The sequence below is a fragment of the Kitasatospora sp. NPDC059722 genome (assembly GCF_042733235.1).
Taxonomy (GTDB): domain Bacteria; phylum Actinomycetota; class Actinomycetes; order Streptomycetales; family Streptomycetaceae; genus Kitasatospora.
The window spans coordinates 112,940-128,037 of record NZ_JBHWGD010000006.1 but is presented as its reverse complement, the minus strand read 5'-3'; the positions used below and the strand labels follow the sequence as shown (position 1 = coordinate 128,037).

11 protein-coding genes are annotated in these 15,098 nt (G+C 74.9%); 10 read left to right on the top strand and 1 reads right to left on the bottom strand.

What is annotated here, in order from left to right:
- The first annotated feature begins 7 nt into the window (after positions 1-7).
- The 8 genes from ACFV4F_RS05750 to ACFV4F_RS05715 all read left to right on the top strand — a co-directional run bounded on the left by ACFV4F_RS05750 (position 8) and on the right by ACFV4F_RS05715 (position 11,384).
- Complete coding sequence (locus ACFV4F_RS05750) at positions 8-529, top strand: MarR family winged helix-turn-helix transcriptional regulator (RefSeq protein WP_380494076.1); 522 nt, start codon at positions 8-10, stop codon at positions 527-529.
- A 172-nt stretch (positions 530-701) separates the two neighbouring features.
- Positions 702-1,193, top strand: coding sequence for a hypothetical protein (locus ACFV4F_RS05745; protein WP_380500568.1), 492 nt, complete (start codon positions 702-704; stop codon positions 1,191-1,193).
- A gap of 8 nt (positions 1,194-1,201) precedes the next feature.
- Positions 1,202-2,068, top strand: coding sequence for an NmrA family NAD(P)-binding protein (locus ACFV4F_RS05740; protein WP_380500567.1), 867 nt, complete (start codon positions 1,202-1,204; stop codon positions 2,066-2,068).
- A gap of 348 nt (positions 2,069-2,416) precedes the next feature.
- The gene (locus ACFV4F_RS05735; RefSeq protein WP_380500566.1) at positions 2,417-6,463 is read left to right on the top strand and encodes a Pls/PosA family non-ribosomal peptide synthetase; all 4,047 of its coding nucleotides are present in this window, start codon (positions 2,417-2,419) and stop codon (positions 6,461-6,463) included.
- Positions 6,460-7,893, top strand: a complete 1,434-nt coding sequence (locus ACFV4F_RS05730; RefSeq protein ID WP_380436416.1) for a M1 family metallopeptidase — start codon at positions 6,460-6,462, stop codon at positions 7,891-7,893. Before ACFV4F_RS05735 ends, ACFV4F_RS05730 begins: the two co-directional genes overlap by 4 nt.
- Positions 7,894-7,932: 39 nt before the next feature.
- Positions 7,933-9,333, top strand: coding sequence for a serine hydrolase domain-containing protein (locus ACFV4F_RS05725; protein WP_380500565.1), 1,401 nt, complete (start codon positions 7,933-7,935; stop codon positions 9,331-9,333).
- 298 nt (positions 9,334-9,631) lie between these two features.
- Positions 9,632-10,471: a GNAT family N-acetyltransferase gene (locus ACFV4F_RS05720; protein WP_380436412.1), complete on the top strand. Its 840-nt coding sequence runs from the start codon at positions 9,632-9,634 to the stop codon at positions 10,469-10,471.
- Positions 10,472-10,571: 100 nt separating this feature from the next.
- Positions 10,572-11,384, top strand: coding sequence for a lysophospholipid acyltransferase family protein (locus ACFV4F_RS05715; RefSeq protein WP_380500564.1), 813 nt, complete (start codon positions 10,572-10,574; stop codon positions 11,382-11,384).
- Between the two features lie 19 nt (positions 11,385-11,403).
- Here the strand turns inward: ACFV4F_RS05715 and ACFV4F_RS05710 are convergent, their stop codons facing one another.
- The gene (locus tag ACFV4F_RS05710; RefSeq protein ID WP_380494090.1) at positions 11,404-12,990 is read right to left on the bottom strand and encodes an MFS transporter; all 1,587 of its coding nucleotides are present in this window, start codon (positions 12,988-12,990) and stop codon (positions 11,404-11,406) included.
- A 214-nt stretch (positions 12,991-13,204) separates the two neighbouring features.
- Between ACFV4F_RS05710 and ACFV4F_RS05705 the strand changes: the two genes are divergently transcribed.
- Together ACFV4F_RS05705 and ACFV4F_RS05700 are read left to right on the top strand one after the other, a co-directional pair.
- Positions 13,205-13,885, top strand: a complete 681-nt coding sequence (locus ACFV4F_RS05705; RefSeq protein ID WP_380436408.1) for a TetR/AcrR family transcriptional regulator — start codon at positions 13,205-13,207, stop codon at positions 13,883-13,885.
- 101 nt (positions 13,886-13,986) lie between these two features.
- On the top strand, positions 13,987-14,985 hold the full coding sequence (locus ACFV4F_RS05700) for a YdcF family protein (protein ID WP_380500563.1): 999 nt from the start codon (positions 13,987-13,989) through the stop codon (positions 14,983-14,985).
- Positions 14,986-15,098 lie beyond the last annotated feature (113 nt).

Here is a 15,098-nt window from a genome sequence, read left to right as displayed (position 1 = left end):
TAAACCCATGACGCAGCACCCCGACGCCGGCCACGGCGCCCCCACGCTGGACCAGGCACGCCGCCAGATCGCCCGCTACGGCCTCACGGCCGACCCGCAGGCGGTGCTGGTGGCGGCCAGGCTGATGGCAGCGGGCGCCAGGCTCGGGCAGGCGGGCGAGGTGCACTTCGGCCGGTTCGGACTGTCCACCGGCCGGTACCGGCTGCTGGCCGACCTGGAGGACCACGGCGGCGAGAAGTCGCCGTCCCAGCTCGCGGAGAGCCTCGGCGTCTCGCGGGCGACGGTGACCGGGCTGGTCGACGGACTGGAGCGGGAGGGCCTGGTGGCCCGGCGCCCGTCCATCGAGGACGGGCGGCGCAACGTGGTGATCCTCACCGCGCGGGGGGCGCAGCGACTGCGCGACCTGGCACCGGAGCACTACGCCCGGATGCAGGCCATGGTCGGCGGCCTCTCGGTCGAGGAACGGACGACGTTCCTCGACCTCCTGGCCCGCGTGGTCGAGGGCATCGACGCACTCACCACCGACTAACCACCCCCACTCCACTCCACCCCACCCCCACCCCCACCCCCACCCAACGCCCCAGCACCCAACGCCCGACACCCAAACACCTAAACACCCCAATACTTAGCCATCTAACCACCTCACGCCCAAATAATTAGCCACCTAATCAAGTGTCCTCCCCCACAGAACAGGAACCCCCATGAGCAAGAAGGCCCCAGGCGCACCCCCGAGGTTCGTCCTCCGGCGAGAAGTCCTGACCGCCTACGTCATGCCCGCCCTGATGGCCGGCCTCGGCGGCGCCGCGACGCACCAGCCCGAGCTGATGCTCGCCGCGGTCACCACGATCGCCGGCACATCGGCGGTCGTCGCGGCCCTCATCGGAGCCCGGCTGCGCCGCCGCCCGCCCCATGCGTGGGCAGCCCGCGCGCCGCGCGTCGCAGTCGCGATCGTCCTCGCCGTCACCGCAGCGGCCGTGGCCCTGGCCGTCGGCCTCGCCGGAGCGCACTGGCTGCCCCGGATTCCCGCACTGGCCGACCAGGCCTGGCCCGGCCGCCTCCCCGTCGACCTGCCGCTGTCCTCGGCGATCGCCGCGACCCTCATCACCATCCGCTGGCGCGCCTGCCGCCCGCACCCCGCCGCCCCGCAGCACCGCAACGACCCCGCACCCCACCCCGAGAGGCAGACCTCATGATCGTCGTCATGGGCGCAGCAGGCGCCACCGGCGGAGCCACCCTCCGCAGCCTCGCCGCCCTGGGCGCTCCGGCCCGAGCGCTCAGTCGCGATCCCGAGCGCCTCGCCGCCACCCTCGACCGCGACCTCGACGCGAGCACCCGCCCGCTCGTCGAACCGGTCTTCGCCGACGCGGCCGACCCGGAGTCGCTGCGCACCGCACTGAGGGGCGCCCACCAGCTGTTCCTCACGATGGCCAACGGCCCGCACCAGGTCGAGCACGAGCTGCGCACGATCGGGATCGCCGGGGAGTGCGGCGTGGAGCACGTCGTGAAGATCTCCGCCCCGGCCGCGGAGCCGCTGTCCCCCGTGGCCGTCTCGCGCGGACACCACCGGGTGGAGGAACACCTGCGCGCCTCCGGCATGGCGGCGACCGTCCTGCGGCCGTACGCGTTCATGCAGAAGCTCCTCCTCCTCGCGCCCGGCATCGCCGCGGCCGGGGTGGTGCACGGGGCGATGGAACGGGCGCGCTGCAACTACGTAGACGTGCGGGACATCGGGGACATCGCCGCGGACGTGCTCACCCGGCCGGAGCTGGCGGGCGGCACGTACGAGCTCACCGGTGGGCGGGCGTACAGCCATCCGGAGCTGGCCGAGTTGATCGGCGAGCTGCTGGGCCGGCCGGTCCGCTACGTCGACCTGTCCCCCGAGGAGCTGCGTGCCCACCTGGTGACGCGGGCCGGGATGCCGGAGTGGCTGGCGACCCACGTGGTGGAGATCCAGCGGCTCACGGTGCTCCGGAAGGAGGAGCCGGACCCGACGATCAGCTGCCTGACCGGGCGCGTCCCGCGCACCCTCCCAGCCTTCCTGGAGGAACACCTCCCCCTCTTCCGCTGAACCCTCCCCTCTACGCCCCGGCGGGCCCGGACAGCGGCCGGAAACCCCTGATCCGGCCGAAACGCCCGGGCCCGCCACCCGAACAGCGCAAGAACCCGTGTGGCATGCCTCACGACGCCGATTTTCACCTGACGTTCCGTCAAAACGACTGACGCTCCATCACATCCGAACCACGACCCATCAGTTAACAACTGATGAACAGTCAGATTCGGTCACCCATAGTCGAGTTGCACGCGCTACCCGCCAGTAGCGCCCCCGTCACCCACCGCACCCCCGGGCTACCATCGCTCGGTTGTCTACTCCAGCCCCGGAGTGGAACGGGGCGAGGACAAGGAGTCACGGGCTGCCATGACAGGTGAAGCGAACCATCCGGTCGAACCGAACCAGCCTGACCAGCAGGACGCCTCGGCCCGAGCCGTCTTCCCCGGCCGCCCGGCGCCGGCCGCGCGCACGCTCGTCGACGTCCTCGACGCCACCGTGCGCAGCCACCCGAACGAGCCCGCCCTCGACGACGGCCGCACGGTGCTCAGCTACCGCGCCCTGGCCGCCGAGGTCGAGCAACTGCGCCGCCGCCTGGCCGCCGCCGGGATCGGCCGCGGCGACCGGGTGGGCGTGCGCGTGCCGTCCGGCACCAACGACCTGTACGTGTCGATCCTGGCCGTGCTCGCGGCCGGCGCCGCCTACGTCCCGGTGGACGCCGAGGACCCGGACGAGCGCGCGCAGCTGGTGTTCGGCGAGGCCGCCGTCGCCGGTGTGCTGGGCGCCGAGCGGGTCCTCACGACAATCGCCGAACCGACAACCCCCGAACCGACGACCCCCGAACCGACAACCGCCGAACCGACAACCGTCAAAACGACGACCCCCGAACCGACGACCGCCGAGCGCGCGCCCGCGCCAGAGCACCGCGCGCCCGCGCCGGAGCACCGCACCACCCGCCCCACCCCGGCCGACGACGCCTGGATCATCTTCACGTCGGGCTCCACCGGCCGCCCCAAGGGCGTCGCCGTCACCCACCGCAACGCCGCCGCGTTCGTCGACGCCGAGGCCGCGCTCTTCCTGCAGGAGGAGCCGATCGGCCCGGGCGACCGCGTGATGGCGGGCCTGTCCGTCGCGTTCGACGCCTCCTGCGAGGAGATGTGGCTGGCCTGGCGGCACGGCGCGTGCCTGGTGCCGGTGCCGCGCTCGCAGGTGCGCAGCGGGGCCGACCTCGGCCCGTGGCTGGCGGACCAGGAGATCACCGTGGTCTCCACCGTGCCGACGCTGGCCGCGCTGTGGCCGGCCGAGGCGCTGAACGAGGTGCGGCTGCTGATCTTCGGCGGCGAGGCCTGCCCGCCCGAGCTGGTGCAGCGGCTGGTCACCGAGGGCCGCGAGGTGTGGAACACCTACGGCCCGACCGAGGCGACCGTGGTGGCCTGCGCCGCGCTGCTGACCGGCGACGGCCCGGTGCGGATCGGCCTGCCGCTGGACGGCTGGGACCTCGTCGTGGTCGACGAGGCCGGGCAGCCGGTCGCGCCCGGCGGCACCGGGCAGCTGGTGATCGGCGGCGCCGGTCTGGCTCGGTACCTGGACCCGGAGAAGGACGCCGAGAAGTACGCGCCGCTGCCCTCGATGGGCTGGGAGCGCGCCTACCGCAGCGGGGACCTGGTCCAGGCCGACCCGGCCGGGCTGCTGTTCCTCGGCCGCACCGACGAGCAGATCAAGCTCGGCGGGCGCCGGATCGAGCTCGGCGAGGTCGACGCGGCGCTCCAGGCGCTGCCGGGCGTCGCGGGCGCGGCCGCCGCCGTCCGCACCGCGCGCGGCGGCAACCAGCTGCTGGTCGGCTACCTGGTCCTCCACGGCGCCGACGACGCACCGGGGGACCCGAACACCCACGAGCCCTTCGACCGCGAGAAGGCCGTCGAGCGCCTGCGCGCCGAGCTGCCCGCCGCGCTCGTCCCGCTGCTCGCTCCGGTCGACACGCTGCCCACCCGGACGTCCGGGAAGGTCGACCGCAACGCCCTGCCCTGGCCGCTGCCCGACCTGGAGACCGGCGGCCCGACCGAGCAGCTGTACGGCACCGAGGCCTGGCTGGCCGAGCAGTGGTCCGAGATCCTCGGGGTCACGGTCGGCGGCCCGCGCGACGACTTCTTCGCGATCGGCGGCAGCAGCCTGGCCGCGGCCCGGCTCACGACGCTGTTGCGCACCCGCTACCCGAGCGCGGCCGTCCTCGACATCTACCAGAACCCGACGCTGCGCAAGCTGGCCCGGCACCTGGAGCGCTCCGCCGCCGACGGGGGCGAGGCCCGGACGATCAGCCCGGTGCCGACCAGGGCCAAGCTGTTGCAGCTGCTCCTGATGCTCCCGCTGTTCACCGTGGTGGGCCTGCGCTGGACGGTCGCCCTGCTGGCGGCCGGCAACCTCCTCAGCCACCTCGGCGACTACCCGTGGGCGCCCCCCCCCCCCCGGGGGGGGGGGGGGGCGGGGGCGGGGGGGGGGGCGCCCCCCCCGGGCCGGGGGGCGGGGGCGGCGGGCGGCGCCCGGCTGCTGCTGCGGGGCCTGCGTCCGGGCAGCTACCCACGCGGCGGCAGCACCCACCTGCGGCTGTGGGCCGCCGAGCGGCTGGCCGAGACGAGCGGCGCGACGGAGCTGTCCGGGGCCTGGCTGGTGCACTACGCCCGCGCGCTGGGCGCCAAGGTCGCGGCCGAGGTGGACCTGCACTCGCAGCCGCCGGTCACCGGCATGCTCAAGCTGGGCCGGGGCTGCGCGGTCGAGGCCGAGGTGGACCTGTGCGGCTACTGGCTGGACGGGGACCGGCTGGAGGTCGGCCAGGTCAAGGTCGGCTCGGGCGCCGTGGTCGGCACCCGGTCGACGCTGCTTCCGGGCGCCAGGATCGGCAAGCGCGCCCAGGTGGTGCCGGGCTCCAGCGTCACCGGCCAGGTCCCGACCGGCCAGCTCTGGGGCGGCGCGCCCGCCGTCAAGCTGGGCCGCGCGGAACGCGCGTGGCCGAAGGAGCGCCCGCTCCGCCGGGCCCGCTGGTCCGCGATGTACGGCGTCAGCGGCACGGCGCTGAGCCTGCTGCCGGTGCTGCCGGCGGCCGCCGCCCTCGCGCTGCTCTCCCTGTTCGTCCGCCCCGGCGACGACCTCGGCGCGGCCGTGCGCGGCGCCCTGCTCGGCCTGGTGCCCGCGACCCTGGCGTACGGCGCGGTGTACGCGGCGCAGCTGGTGGCCGCCGTCCGGCTGCTGAGCGTCGGCCTGGTCCCGGGCGTGCACGCCCTGCACGGCCGGGTCGGCTGGCAGGCGTGGACGGTCACCCAGCTGATGGACCGCGCCCGCGAGGTGCTGTTCCCGCTGTACGCGGGCCTGGTCACGCCGCTGTGGCTGCGGGCGCTCGGGATGCGGGTCGGCCGGGGCGCCGAGGTGTCCACGGTGCTGGCGCTGCCGAGCCTGACGACGGTCGGCGACGGGGCCTTCCTCGCGGACGACACCCTGATGGCGCCGTACGAGCTCGGCGGCGGCTGGCTGCGCCTGGGCGAGGCGAAGGTCGGCGAGCGGGCGTTCCTCGGCAACTCGGGGATGACGGCGCCCGGGCGGGCGGTGCCCAAGCGGGGCCTGGTCGGGGTGCTGTCGGCGACGCCGGAGAAGGCCAAGAAGGGCGGCTCGTACCTGGGCATGCCGCCGATGCGGCTGCCGCGCTCGGCGGACGAGTCGGACCAGAGCCTCACGTACGAGCCGCCGGCCCGGCTGCTGTGGGCGCGCGGGCTGGTCGAGCTGGCCCGGGTGGTGCCGGTGCTGGCCTCGGGCGCGCTCGGCGTGCTGACCGTCGCGGCGCTGTCCCGGCTGGCCGGCTCGTCGGCGCTGCTGGCCGCGGCGCTGTCGGGCCCGGTCCTGCTGGCGGCCGGCGCCGTGGCCTGCGCGGTCGCGGTGGTGGCCAAGTGGGTGCTGGTCGGCCGGTTCCGGGCGGTCGAGCACCCGTTGTGGAGCGGCTTCGTGTGGCGCAACGAGCTCGCCGACACCTTCGTCGAGGTGCTGGCCGTGCCGTGGCTGGTCGGCGCGGTGCCGGGCACGCCGCTGCTCAACCTGTGGCTGCGCGCGCTCGGCGCGCGGGTCGGACGCGGCGTGTGGTGCGAGAGCTACTGGCTGCCGGAGGCCGACCTGGTCACCCTCGGGGACGGGGTGAGCATCAACCGGGGCTGCGTCGTGCAGACCCACCTCTTCCACGACCGGATCATGCGGATGGATACTGTGGTCCTCCGCGAGGGCGCCACCCTGGGCCCGGGCGGGATCGTGCTGCCCGGCAGCACGGTGGGCGAGCGCAGCACGCTGGGCCCGGCCTCGCTGGTGATGCGGGCCGAGTCCGTCCCCGCCGACACGCGGTGGCTGGGCAACCCCATCGAGGCGTGGCAGCCCACGTCATGACCACCAGTCCCGGCCCGCAGGAAGCGCACCACGACCCCGTGAAGCCCAAGCACGTCCCGGCGGCCGCCGGAGCACCTGACCCGTACTTCCCGAACAGCGGCGACCACCGCTTCCGGGTGCACCGCTACGAGCTGGCGCTGGACTACCGGCCCGGACCCAACCGGCTCGGCGGCTCGGCCCGGCTGAGCGCGGTCGCGAACGCGGCGCTCGCCGAGTTCGCGCTGGACCTGGCCGAGTTCCGGATCGGGCGGGTGCTCGTGGACGGCAAGGCCGCCCGCTACACCCACCGCGGCGGCAAGCTGCGGGTCCGTCCGGCGAAGGCGCTGACGGCGGGCGCGGCGTTCACGGTCGAGGTGCACTACAGCGGCAACCCCCGGCCGGTGCGCAGCCCGTGGGGCGGCCTGGGCTGGGAGGAGCTGACGGAGGGCGCGCTGGTGGCCAGCCAGCCGGTCGGCGCGCCCTCGTGGTTCCCGTGCAACGACCGGCCGGCGGACAAGGCGACCTACCAGATAGCGGTCACCACGCCGTCGCCGTTCACGGTGGTGGCGAGCGGGCGGCTGCTGACCCGCACCACCCGGGCGTCCAGCACGACCTGGGTGTACGAGCAGAGCGCGCCGACCTCGTCGTACCTGGTGACGGTCTCGATCGGCCACTACCTGCCGGTGCCGCTCACCGAGCGCCCGGCGGTGCCGCAGACGGGGTACGTGCCCGAGCGGCTGGCGGCCTCGTTCGCCCGGGACTTCGGCCGCCAGCCCGCGATGATGGCGTACTTCACCGAGGTGTTCGGCCCGTACCCGTTCGGCGAGTACGCGGTGGTCGTCGCGGACGAGGAGCTGGACGTCCCGGTGGAGGCGCAGGGCGTCGCCACGTTCGGCACCAACCACCTCGGCGGCGGCTGGGAGCGGGAGCGGCTGGTCGCGCACGAGCTCGCGCACCAGTGGTTCGGCAACAGCGTCACGATCGCCGACTGGCGGCACATCTGGCTGAACGAGGGCTTCGCCAAGTACGCGGAGTGGCTCTGGTCCGAGCACGCGGGCGGCCCGGCGGCCGCCACCCACGCCGCCGCCGCGCACTCCCTGCTGGCGGGGCTCCCGCAGGACCTGCGGCTCGCCGACCCGAGCCGGAAGCTCATGTTCGACGACCGGCTCTACCAGCGCGGCGGCCTCGCCGTGCACGCGCTGCGGTGCGCGCTCGGCGACGTCGCCTTCTTCGGGATGCTGAAGGACTGGGCGAGCATCCACCGGCACGGCGTCGTGGCCACCGCCGACCTGGTCGGGCACGCCTCCCGCTACACCGAGGCGTCGCTCACGGACCTCTTCGACGCGTGGCTGCACCGGCCCGAACTCCCGCCGCTGCCGGGCGGCCCGGACGTCCCCCGGTGGCGGCAGGGCCTCCAGCGCTGGTACGGCCGCTCCGCGGACGACCGTTAATCACCGGAGACGCGCGCCGGACTGAACTACTGTCCGATCATGAGTACTCCGGAAGAGCACATGACGGACCTGCCCGAGGGGCTGCTGCCCACCACCCGCCGCGCCCTGTTCCACCGCACCGCCGTGGCCCAGGCCGAGGGCCGCACGCCCTCCCTGGTGGCCGCGGTGGTGCGCGACGGCCGCCCGGTCTGGAGCGGGGCCCGCAGCATGGTGGACGGGCACGCGCCGACCCCCGACGTCCAGTACCGGATCGGCTCGCTCACCAAGACCATGGTCGCCGTGCTGGTGCTGCGGCTGCGTGACGAGGGCCTGCTCGACCTCGCCGACCCGCTCGCCCGCCACCTGCCCGGCACCCCTGCCGACGACGCCACGATCGCCCAGTTGCTCGCGCACTCCGCCGGACTCGCCGCCGAGACGCCGGGCCCCTGGTGGGAGCGGACCGACGGCGCCCTGCGGCCCGCCCTCGGCGACCTGCTCGAAGCGCAGGAGCCCCTCAAGCACCCGGCCGGGCGCCGCCACCACTACTCCAACCCCGGCTACGCCCTGCTCGGCGCCCTGGTGGAGAAGCTGCGCGGCGAGCCCTGGTACGAGGTGCTGCGGCGCGAGGTGCTGGCCCCGCTCGGCATGGACCGCACCACGCTCCTGCCCGAGCAGCCGCACGCCGGCGGCTTCGCCGTCCACCCGTGGGCCGACGTCATGCTCCCCGAGCCCCTCACCGACACCGGACTGATGGCCCCGGCCGGCCAACTCTGGTCGACCGCCTCCGACTTGGCCCGCTGGGCCGCCTTCCTCGCCGCCGGCGACGGCTTGGTGCTCTCCGCCGACACGATCGCCGAGATGCGCCGCCCGGCCGTCGGAGCGGACAATCCGGACTGGACCTCCGCCTACGGCCTCGGCCTCCAACTCCTGCGCCACGAAGGCCGGGTGCTGTACGGGCACACCGGCTCGGTGCCGGGCTTCGTCGCCGGGCTCTGGGTCAGCGCGCAGGACGGCCTCGCGGCCCTCGCCCTCACCAACGCCACCAGCGGCGCCAACGCCCCTCTGCTGGCCGCCCAGTTGATCGCCATCACCGCCGAGCACGAGCCGCGGATCCCGGCTCCCTGGCGCCCGCTGCCCGAGGTGGACCAGGACCTCCTCGCACTCACCGGCCCCTGGTACTGGGGCGCCGCCCCGCACGTCCTGCGGCTCACCGCCGACCGCGGCCTCGAACTCGGCCCGCTCGCCGGCGGCCACCGCAACTCCCGCTTCCGCGCCGAGCCGGACGGCACCTGGACCGGGCTCGACAACTACTACGCCGGCGAGACCCTGCGCGCCGTCCGCGCCGCCGACGGCACCGTGAGCCACCTCGACCTCGGCTCCTTCGTGCTCACCCGCGAGCCGTACGGCCCCGCCGATGCCGTCCCCGGCGGCGTGGACCCGGAGGGCTGGCGGGCGTACTGACCCCGCCCGCGCACACCCGAACGACGGCCCCGCCGGGCGTACCCGGCGGGGCCCTGTCGTGTCCACCCCCACCCGGCGAGCGCCGAACGACCCGCAGGTGCCCCGCAGATGACCACCGGGCGAGGGTGGTCCCATTCAACAGCTGCACATCTGCCCTCCGCCGAACGGCAACGTGAATTCCAGCCGACTCGGACAGACATACCGGTGACCGGTTCGCGCCCGTGCCCAGCGCGTGCGAACCGGGCCGGTGCCACGAGAACCGCGGCACCGCCGCCCGTGCTGCCCTGGAGGGTCCGCCATGACCACCGTCCCCACGTACGCTCCGACCGCAGTCGCCCCCACCCACGACGCCCCGGCGGTGCCCGCCCAGCGCCAGGACCCCACGCCCGCGCCCACCTACACCGTCTCCCTCGCCCGCGACGAGGACGACGTCCGCGCCGCCCAGCGGCTGCGCCACCAGGTCTTCGCCGGCGAACTCGGCGCCGTCCTGCACAGCCCGGTCGCCGGCCTCGACGTCGACCCCTTCGACGAGTACTGCGACCACCTGCTGGTCCGCGAGGGCCAGGACGGCACCGTCGTCGGCACCTACCGGCTGCTGCGCCCCGAAGCCGCCCGCCGGGCCGGACGGCTCTACTCCGACGGCGAGTTCGACCTCTCGGCGCTCGCCCCGGTCCGCCCCGGCCTGGTCGAGGTCGGCCGCTCCTGCATCAGCGCCGAGCACCGCGGCAACGGCGCCGTCATCAACCTCATGTGGGGCGGCATCGCCCGCTACATGGTCGAGACCGGCAACACCTGGCTCGGCGGCTGCTGCTCCGTCCCGCTCGACGACCGGGGCGCCACCGCCGCGCGCGTCTGGGACGCCGTCAGCGCCAAGCACCTGGCCCCCGAGGAGTACCGCGTCACCCCGCACCGCCGCTGGGACGCCGCCGGCGTGCCCCGCGCCGAGCGGGGCGCCCTGCCCGCGCTGCTCCGCGGCTACCTGCGCCTCGGCGCCTGGGTCTGCGGCGAGCCCGCCCACGACCCGGACTTCGACTGCGCCGACCTCTACGTGCTGCTGTCCCTGGAGCGCACCGACCCGCGCTACCTGCGGCACTTCCTCGCCGGCGTGCCCGGCCTGCCGTCGGTCACGACCAAGTGAGCGAGCGGTGGGGGCACCCCCGGCCGAAGGCTGGGGGAATGCGAGCCATTGAGCGGTGCGTGTTGCGCGAAGCGCCCCGCGAGCGGAGAGAGGCGGGCGCATGAGCGTGTGGCTGCCGAGCGCGCCCTGCCGCCCGGACACGTGCCTCGTCGAGGCCTCGCCGGAGGTCCCGCACCTCCGGCGGGCGCTGCGGCTCGCGCTCTGCCTGGCGGCGGTGGTCACGGGCGTCGCCCTCACCGTGCCGGTCCGCTTCCTCCCGCACGAGCCGCGGGACCGGATGATCCGGCTCTGGGCCCGCGCGCTGCTGCGCTCGCTCGGGGTCACCGTCCGCCTCGACAAGCCCACCGGCGCGGTCGGCGGCGGGATGCTGGTGGTCGCCAACCACGTGTCGTGGCTGGACATCCCGCTGATCGCCGCCGGGCGGCCGGGCCGCTCACTGGCCAAGACCGAGGTCCGGCGCTGGCCGGTGCTCGGGCCGCTGGTCGCCTGGGGCGGCACGGTGTTCCTCGACCGGGACCGGCTGCGCACCCTGCCGGACACGGTCGGGGCCGTCGCCCGGGAGCTGCGCGCCGGCCACCCGGTGATCGTCTTCCCGGAGGGGTCGACGTGGTGCGGGCGGGAGAGCGGACGGTTCCGTCCGGCGCTCTTCCAGGCCGCCGTGGCCACCGGCGCGTTCGTCCAGCCGGTGACGATCCGCTACCGGCTGGCGGACGGACGGCCGACCAGCGCGCCGGCCTTCGTCGGCGAGGACGGACTGCTCACCTCGCTCGCCCGGGTGGTCGCGGTGCGCGGGCTCGTCGCCGAGGTGACGTTCCTGCCGCCGATCCCGGCCCCCGAGCCGCAGCCCACCCGCTGGGGCGCCCGGCGGGAACTGGCCCGGGCGGCGCAGGCGGCGGTCGAGGGGATCCGCTGAGACCCGCCCGGTGACGGCGTCACCGGGCGTGGACCCCGGGGCCGTCCGCCGGGCTGTGCTCCGCACCCGCGTGGGCGTCCTCACCCGTCGGCGGGCCGGCGACCGGGCGGGCCCGGCCGAGGAGCAGCGCGACCAGGACGGCGGCGACGGCGAGCGCGCCCGCGCCGCACCGCAGCGCGAGGTGGACACCGTCGACGAAGGCTCCGTCCACGGCCGCCTGGACCGGAGCGGGCAACGCACCCGCCGCCCCCGTGCCGCGCCCGGCGGGCGCGTCCGCGATCGGGCCGACGGCGCCGGCCGGCACGCCGAGCCGGTGCAGGGAGGCGGTGAGGGTGTCCGTCATCCGGTTGGTCAGGACGGCGCCGAGCACCGCGATCCCGAGGACGCCACCGAGCTCCCGCAGCGTGTTGATGGTCGCCGAGGCCATCCCGGTCTGCGCCGGGGACACCCGCTGCAGCACGGCGATCGACACCGGGGTGAACGTCATCCCCATGCCGAGGCCCATCGTGAACAGCGTCCACAGGTACTCGACGTAGTGGGCCCGTTCGCCGTGGAAGGACAGCCCGAAGAGGCCGACCGCGCACAGCGAGACCCCGAGCACCAGCGGCAGCCGGGGGCCGTACGCGCTGGTCAGGCGGCTGGAGAGCGGCGCCGCGAACACGATCATCGCGGTCATCGGCAGCCCCGCGTAGCCCGCGTCCGAGGGGGCCCAGCCGAGCACGCCCTGCATGAGCAGCGGCAGGAAGAACAGCGCGCCGAACATTCCGAAGCTGACCATGAACCCGCTGAGCAGCGCGGCGTTCAGGGCGCCGTCGCGGAACAGCCGCAGCTCCAGCATCGGCTGGGGCACCCGCAGTTCGAGCACCAGGAAGGCGGCGAGCAGCACGGCCGCGGCGGCGCCGCAGGCGAGCACGCGGGTGTCGGTCCAGCCGCGGGACGGCCCTTCGATCAGCGCGTAGACGAGCGCGCCGAGGCCGGCCGCGGACAGGGCGAGGCCGCCGAGGTCGATCCGCCGGGGGCGCGCGGGGATGTCGGGGAGCACGCGGGCGGCGAGCACGAGCCCGGCCACGCCGATCGGCACGTTGATCCAGAACACGCTGGCCCAGCCGAGGTGTTCGACCATCGGACCGCCGAGCACCGGGCCGACGGACAGGCCCAGTGCCGAGACCCCGGACCACGTGCCGATCGCCCTGGCCCGCTCGCGCTCCCCGGTGAAGACCGTCCGCAGGATGGCGAGGCTGCCCGGGGTGAGCAGCGCGGCGCCGACGCCCTGCAGCATCCGGGCGGCGACCAGCACCTCGATCGTCCCGGCGAGCGCGGCGGCGGCGGAGCCGGCCGTGAACAGCGCGAGGCCGAGGCGGAACACCCGGGTGCGGCCGTACCGGTCACCGAGCGCGCCGCCGGTGAGGACGAGCGCGGCGTAGACGAGGCTGTAGCCCTCCGCGACCCACTGCAGGCCGCTGATGCCGGCGTCCAGGTCCTGCCCGATCCGCGGCAGGGCGTTGTTGACGATGACGTTGTCCAGCATGGACATGAACATGGTGACGCAGAGCGTCACGAGCGCGAGCCGCTTGCGGCGCGCGCCCGGCCCTCCCGACTCCTTCATCGGACTCCCCTCCAGATTCACCGAACTCCCCTCCGGACTTCTCCGCCCCTAACGGTGTTAGGGGCCCCGGTGGCACGCCAAGAGTGCCCCTAACATCGTTAGATTGCAAGCGGGATATCGTGAGGTCGCCGGGAGGAGCGCCGCGGGCGCGCCGGAACGGCACCGGACCAGCACCGGAAGACCCGGTCCGACCACAGGAGGCGTCCACACACCCATGCCGGAGAACGAGGGCGCCACGCCGGCGCTGACCAGGGAAGCGCTGGCGCAGGCGGCACTGAAGGTCCTGGAACGGGACGGCCTCGCCGGGCTGTCGATGCGCAAGGTCGCCGCCGAGGTCGGCGTCAAGGCCGCCTCGCTGTACTGGCACGTGCGCAACAAGGAGGAGCTGATCGACCTCCTCAACGACGCGATCATGGCCAAGGCCGAACCGCCGCCGCGCGAGGGCGGCTGGCGCGAGCAGCTCCACGGGTACTGCCGGATCCACCGCCGGCTGCTGCTCGACAACCGCGACGCCGCCAAGGTCGTGGCGGGCCGGTTGGGCCTGGGCCCGCACATGCTCGCGATCCTGGAGGAGCAGCTCGACCGCCTCCGCGAGGCCGGCTTCTCCAACGCCGACGCCGCGATGGTCACCTACCTGCTCGGCACCTTCGTCCAGGGCTTCGTCCTCCAGGAGCAGGCGCCGGTCTCCGCCGCCGAGGCCACCGGCAGCAGCAGCCGCCGGGACGCCGTGGACGCGGCCGCCGACCGCTTCCGCTCCCTGCCCGCCGCCGAGTTCCCCACCCTGGTCGAACTCGCCGGCGACCTCACCGAACCCGACATGGACGCCCGCTTCGAGTTCTGCGTCGCACGCGTCCTCGACGGCCTCGCCACCCTGCTCCCCCCGGAGTCGAGGTAGCGACGCCGGACGCCCCCCTCGTGGCGCCATAGCCGCTACCCACCGGCCGTGGTTCGCGCGCGAGTTCAGGGCGGGCGCGCTCGACACCTACGATACGAGGCATGTTCGCCTACGCTCCGGCCGTCCTGTTCTTCGTGCTGTTCGGGATAGGGGTGCTCCGCGACCGGCGCCGGTTCAGCAATGCCGTGCTGCTCGGGATCGCCGTCTCCTTCCTCTCGCTCGCCCTGCTCGCCGAACTGCGGCACGCGCCCACGCTGGTGGCCGAGTTGGCGGCGCTCGCCATCGTGCTGCTGCCGGCGCTCGGCACGGTGGCCCTGGTCTGGTTCCTGCTCGCCAACGGCGTGACCATGATCCGCAAGGAGGGCGTGCGGCCCGCCAACCTGCTGTCGCTGCTGGCCGGCCTGGGCATCGTCGGCGTCCTCGGCCTGCTGGTCCTCGCGGTCGCCACCGGCTCGCACCGGCTCGGCATCCTCGCGGTCACGTCCGTGCTGGTGGTCGGCTACGTCTCCTTCCTGTTCGTGTGCTTCGTCGGCTACGCCTTCCTCTACGGCCGCCACCGGCCGCACCGGGACGTCGACTTCGTCGTGGTGCTGGGCTCCGGGCTGATCGGCGGCGAGCGGGTGCCGCCGCTGCTGGCCAGCCGGCTGAACCGGGGCCGCGAGGTCTACGAGGAGCAGGCCGCGCGGGGCAACCCGCCGATGCTCATCACCTCGGGCGGCCAGGGACCGGACGAGAAGCTCCCGGAGTCCCACGCGATGGCCGACTACCTGCTCGAACGCGGCTTCCCCGCCGAGCACGTCGCCCGCGAGGACCGCTCCCGCACCACCGAGGAGAACCTGCTCTTCAGCAAGGCCATCATGGAGGGCGCCAAGCCCGACTACCGCTGCGTCGTCGTCACCAACAACTTCCACGCCTTCCGGGCCGCCCTCACCGCCCGGACCACCGGCGTCAACGGCCACGTCTTCGGCTCCCCCACCGCCGCCTACTACTGGCCCAGCGCGACCATCCGGGAGTTCGCCGCCGTCTTCCTCTCCCACAAGCTCGTCAACTTCGGCATCTGCGGCCTCCTGGCCGTCTGCGGGATCCTCGCCGCGCTCTGACGCCGCACACCGATCGGGGGGGGGGGGCGGGCGGGGGGGGGCGGGCCGCCAGGCGCGGCAGGGGGCGCCCGGGGGCGCGGGGGGGCGGGGGGGGTGGCGGCGGCTGGGGCGGC

Bases quoted from the DNA above. Each gene is read 5' to 3' on its own strand.
- ACFV4F_RS05745 (WP_380500568.1), top strand. From the start codon at position 702: ATGAGCAAGAAGGCCCCAGGCGCACCCCCGAGGTTCGTCCTCCGGCGA.
- ACFV4F_RS05705 (WP_380436408.1), top strand. From the start codon at position 13,205: ATGCCGGAGAACGAGGGCGCCACGCCGGCGCTGACCAGGGAAGCGCTG.
- ACFV4F_RS05750 (WP_380494076.1), top strand. From the start codon at position 8: ATGACGCAGCACCCCGACGCCGGCCACGGCGCCCCCACGCTGGACCAG.
- ACFV4F_RS05730 (WP_380436416.1), top strand. From the start codon at position 6,460: ATGACCACCAGTCCCGGCCCGCAGGAAGCGCACCACGACCCCGTGAAG.
- ACFV4F_RS05720 (WP_380436412.1), top strand. From the start codon at position 9,632: ATGACCACCGTCCCCACGTACGCTCCGACCGCAGTCGCCCCCACCCAC.
- ACFV4F_RS05725 (WP_380500565.1), top strand. From the start codon at position 7,933: ATGAGTACTCCGGAAGAGCACATGACGGACCTGCCCGAGGGGCTGCTG.
- ACFV4F_RS05700 (WP_380500563.1), top strand. From the start codon at position 13,987: ATGTTCGCCTACGCTCCGGCCGTCCTGTTCTTCGTGCTGTTCGGGATA.
- ACFV4F_RS05735 (WP_380500566.1), top strand. From the start codon at position 2,417: ATGACAGGTGAAGCGAACCATCCGGTCGAACCGAACCAGCCTGACCAG.
- ACFV4F_RS05710 (WP_380494090.1), bottom strand. From the start codon at position 12,990: ATGAAGGAGTCGGGAGGGCCGGGCGCGCGCCGCAAGCGGCTCGCGCTC.
- ACFV4F_RS05715 (WP_380500564.1), top strand. From the start codon at position 10,572: ATGAGCGTGTGGCTGCCGAGCGCGCCCTGCCGCCCGGACACGTGCCTC.
- ACFV4F_RS05740 (WP_380500567.1), top strand. From the start codon at position 1,202: ATGGGCGCAGCAGGCGCCACCGGCGGAGCCACCCTCCGCAGCCTCGCC.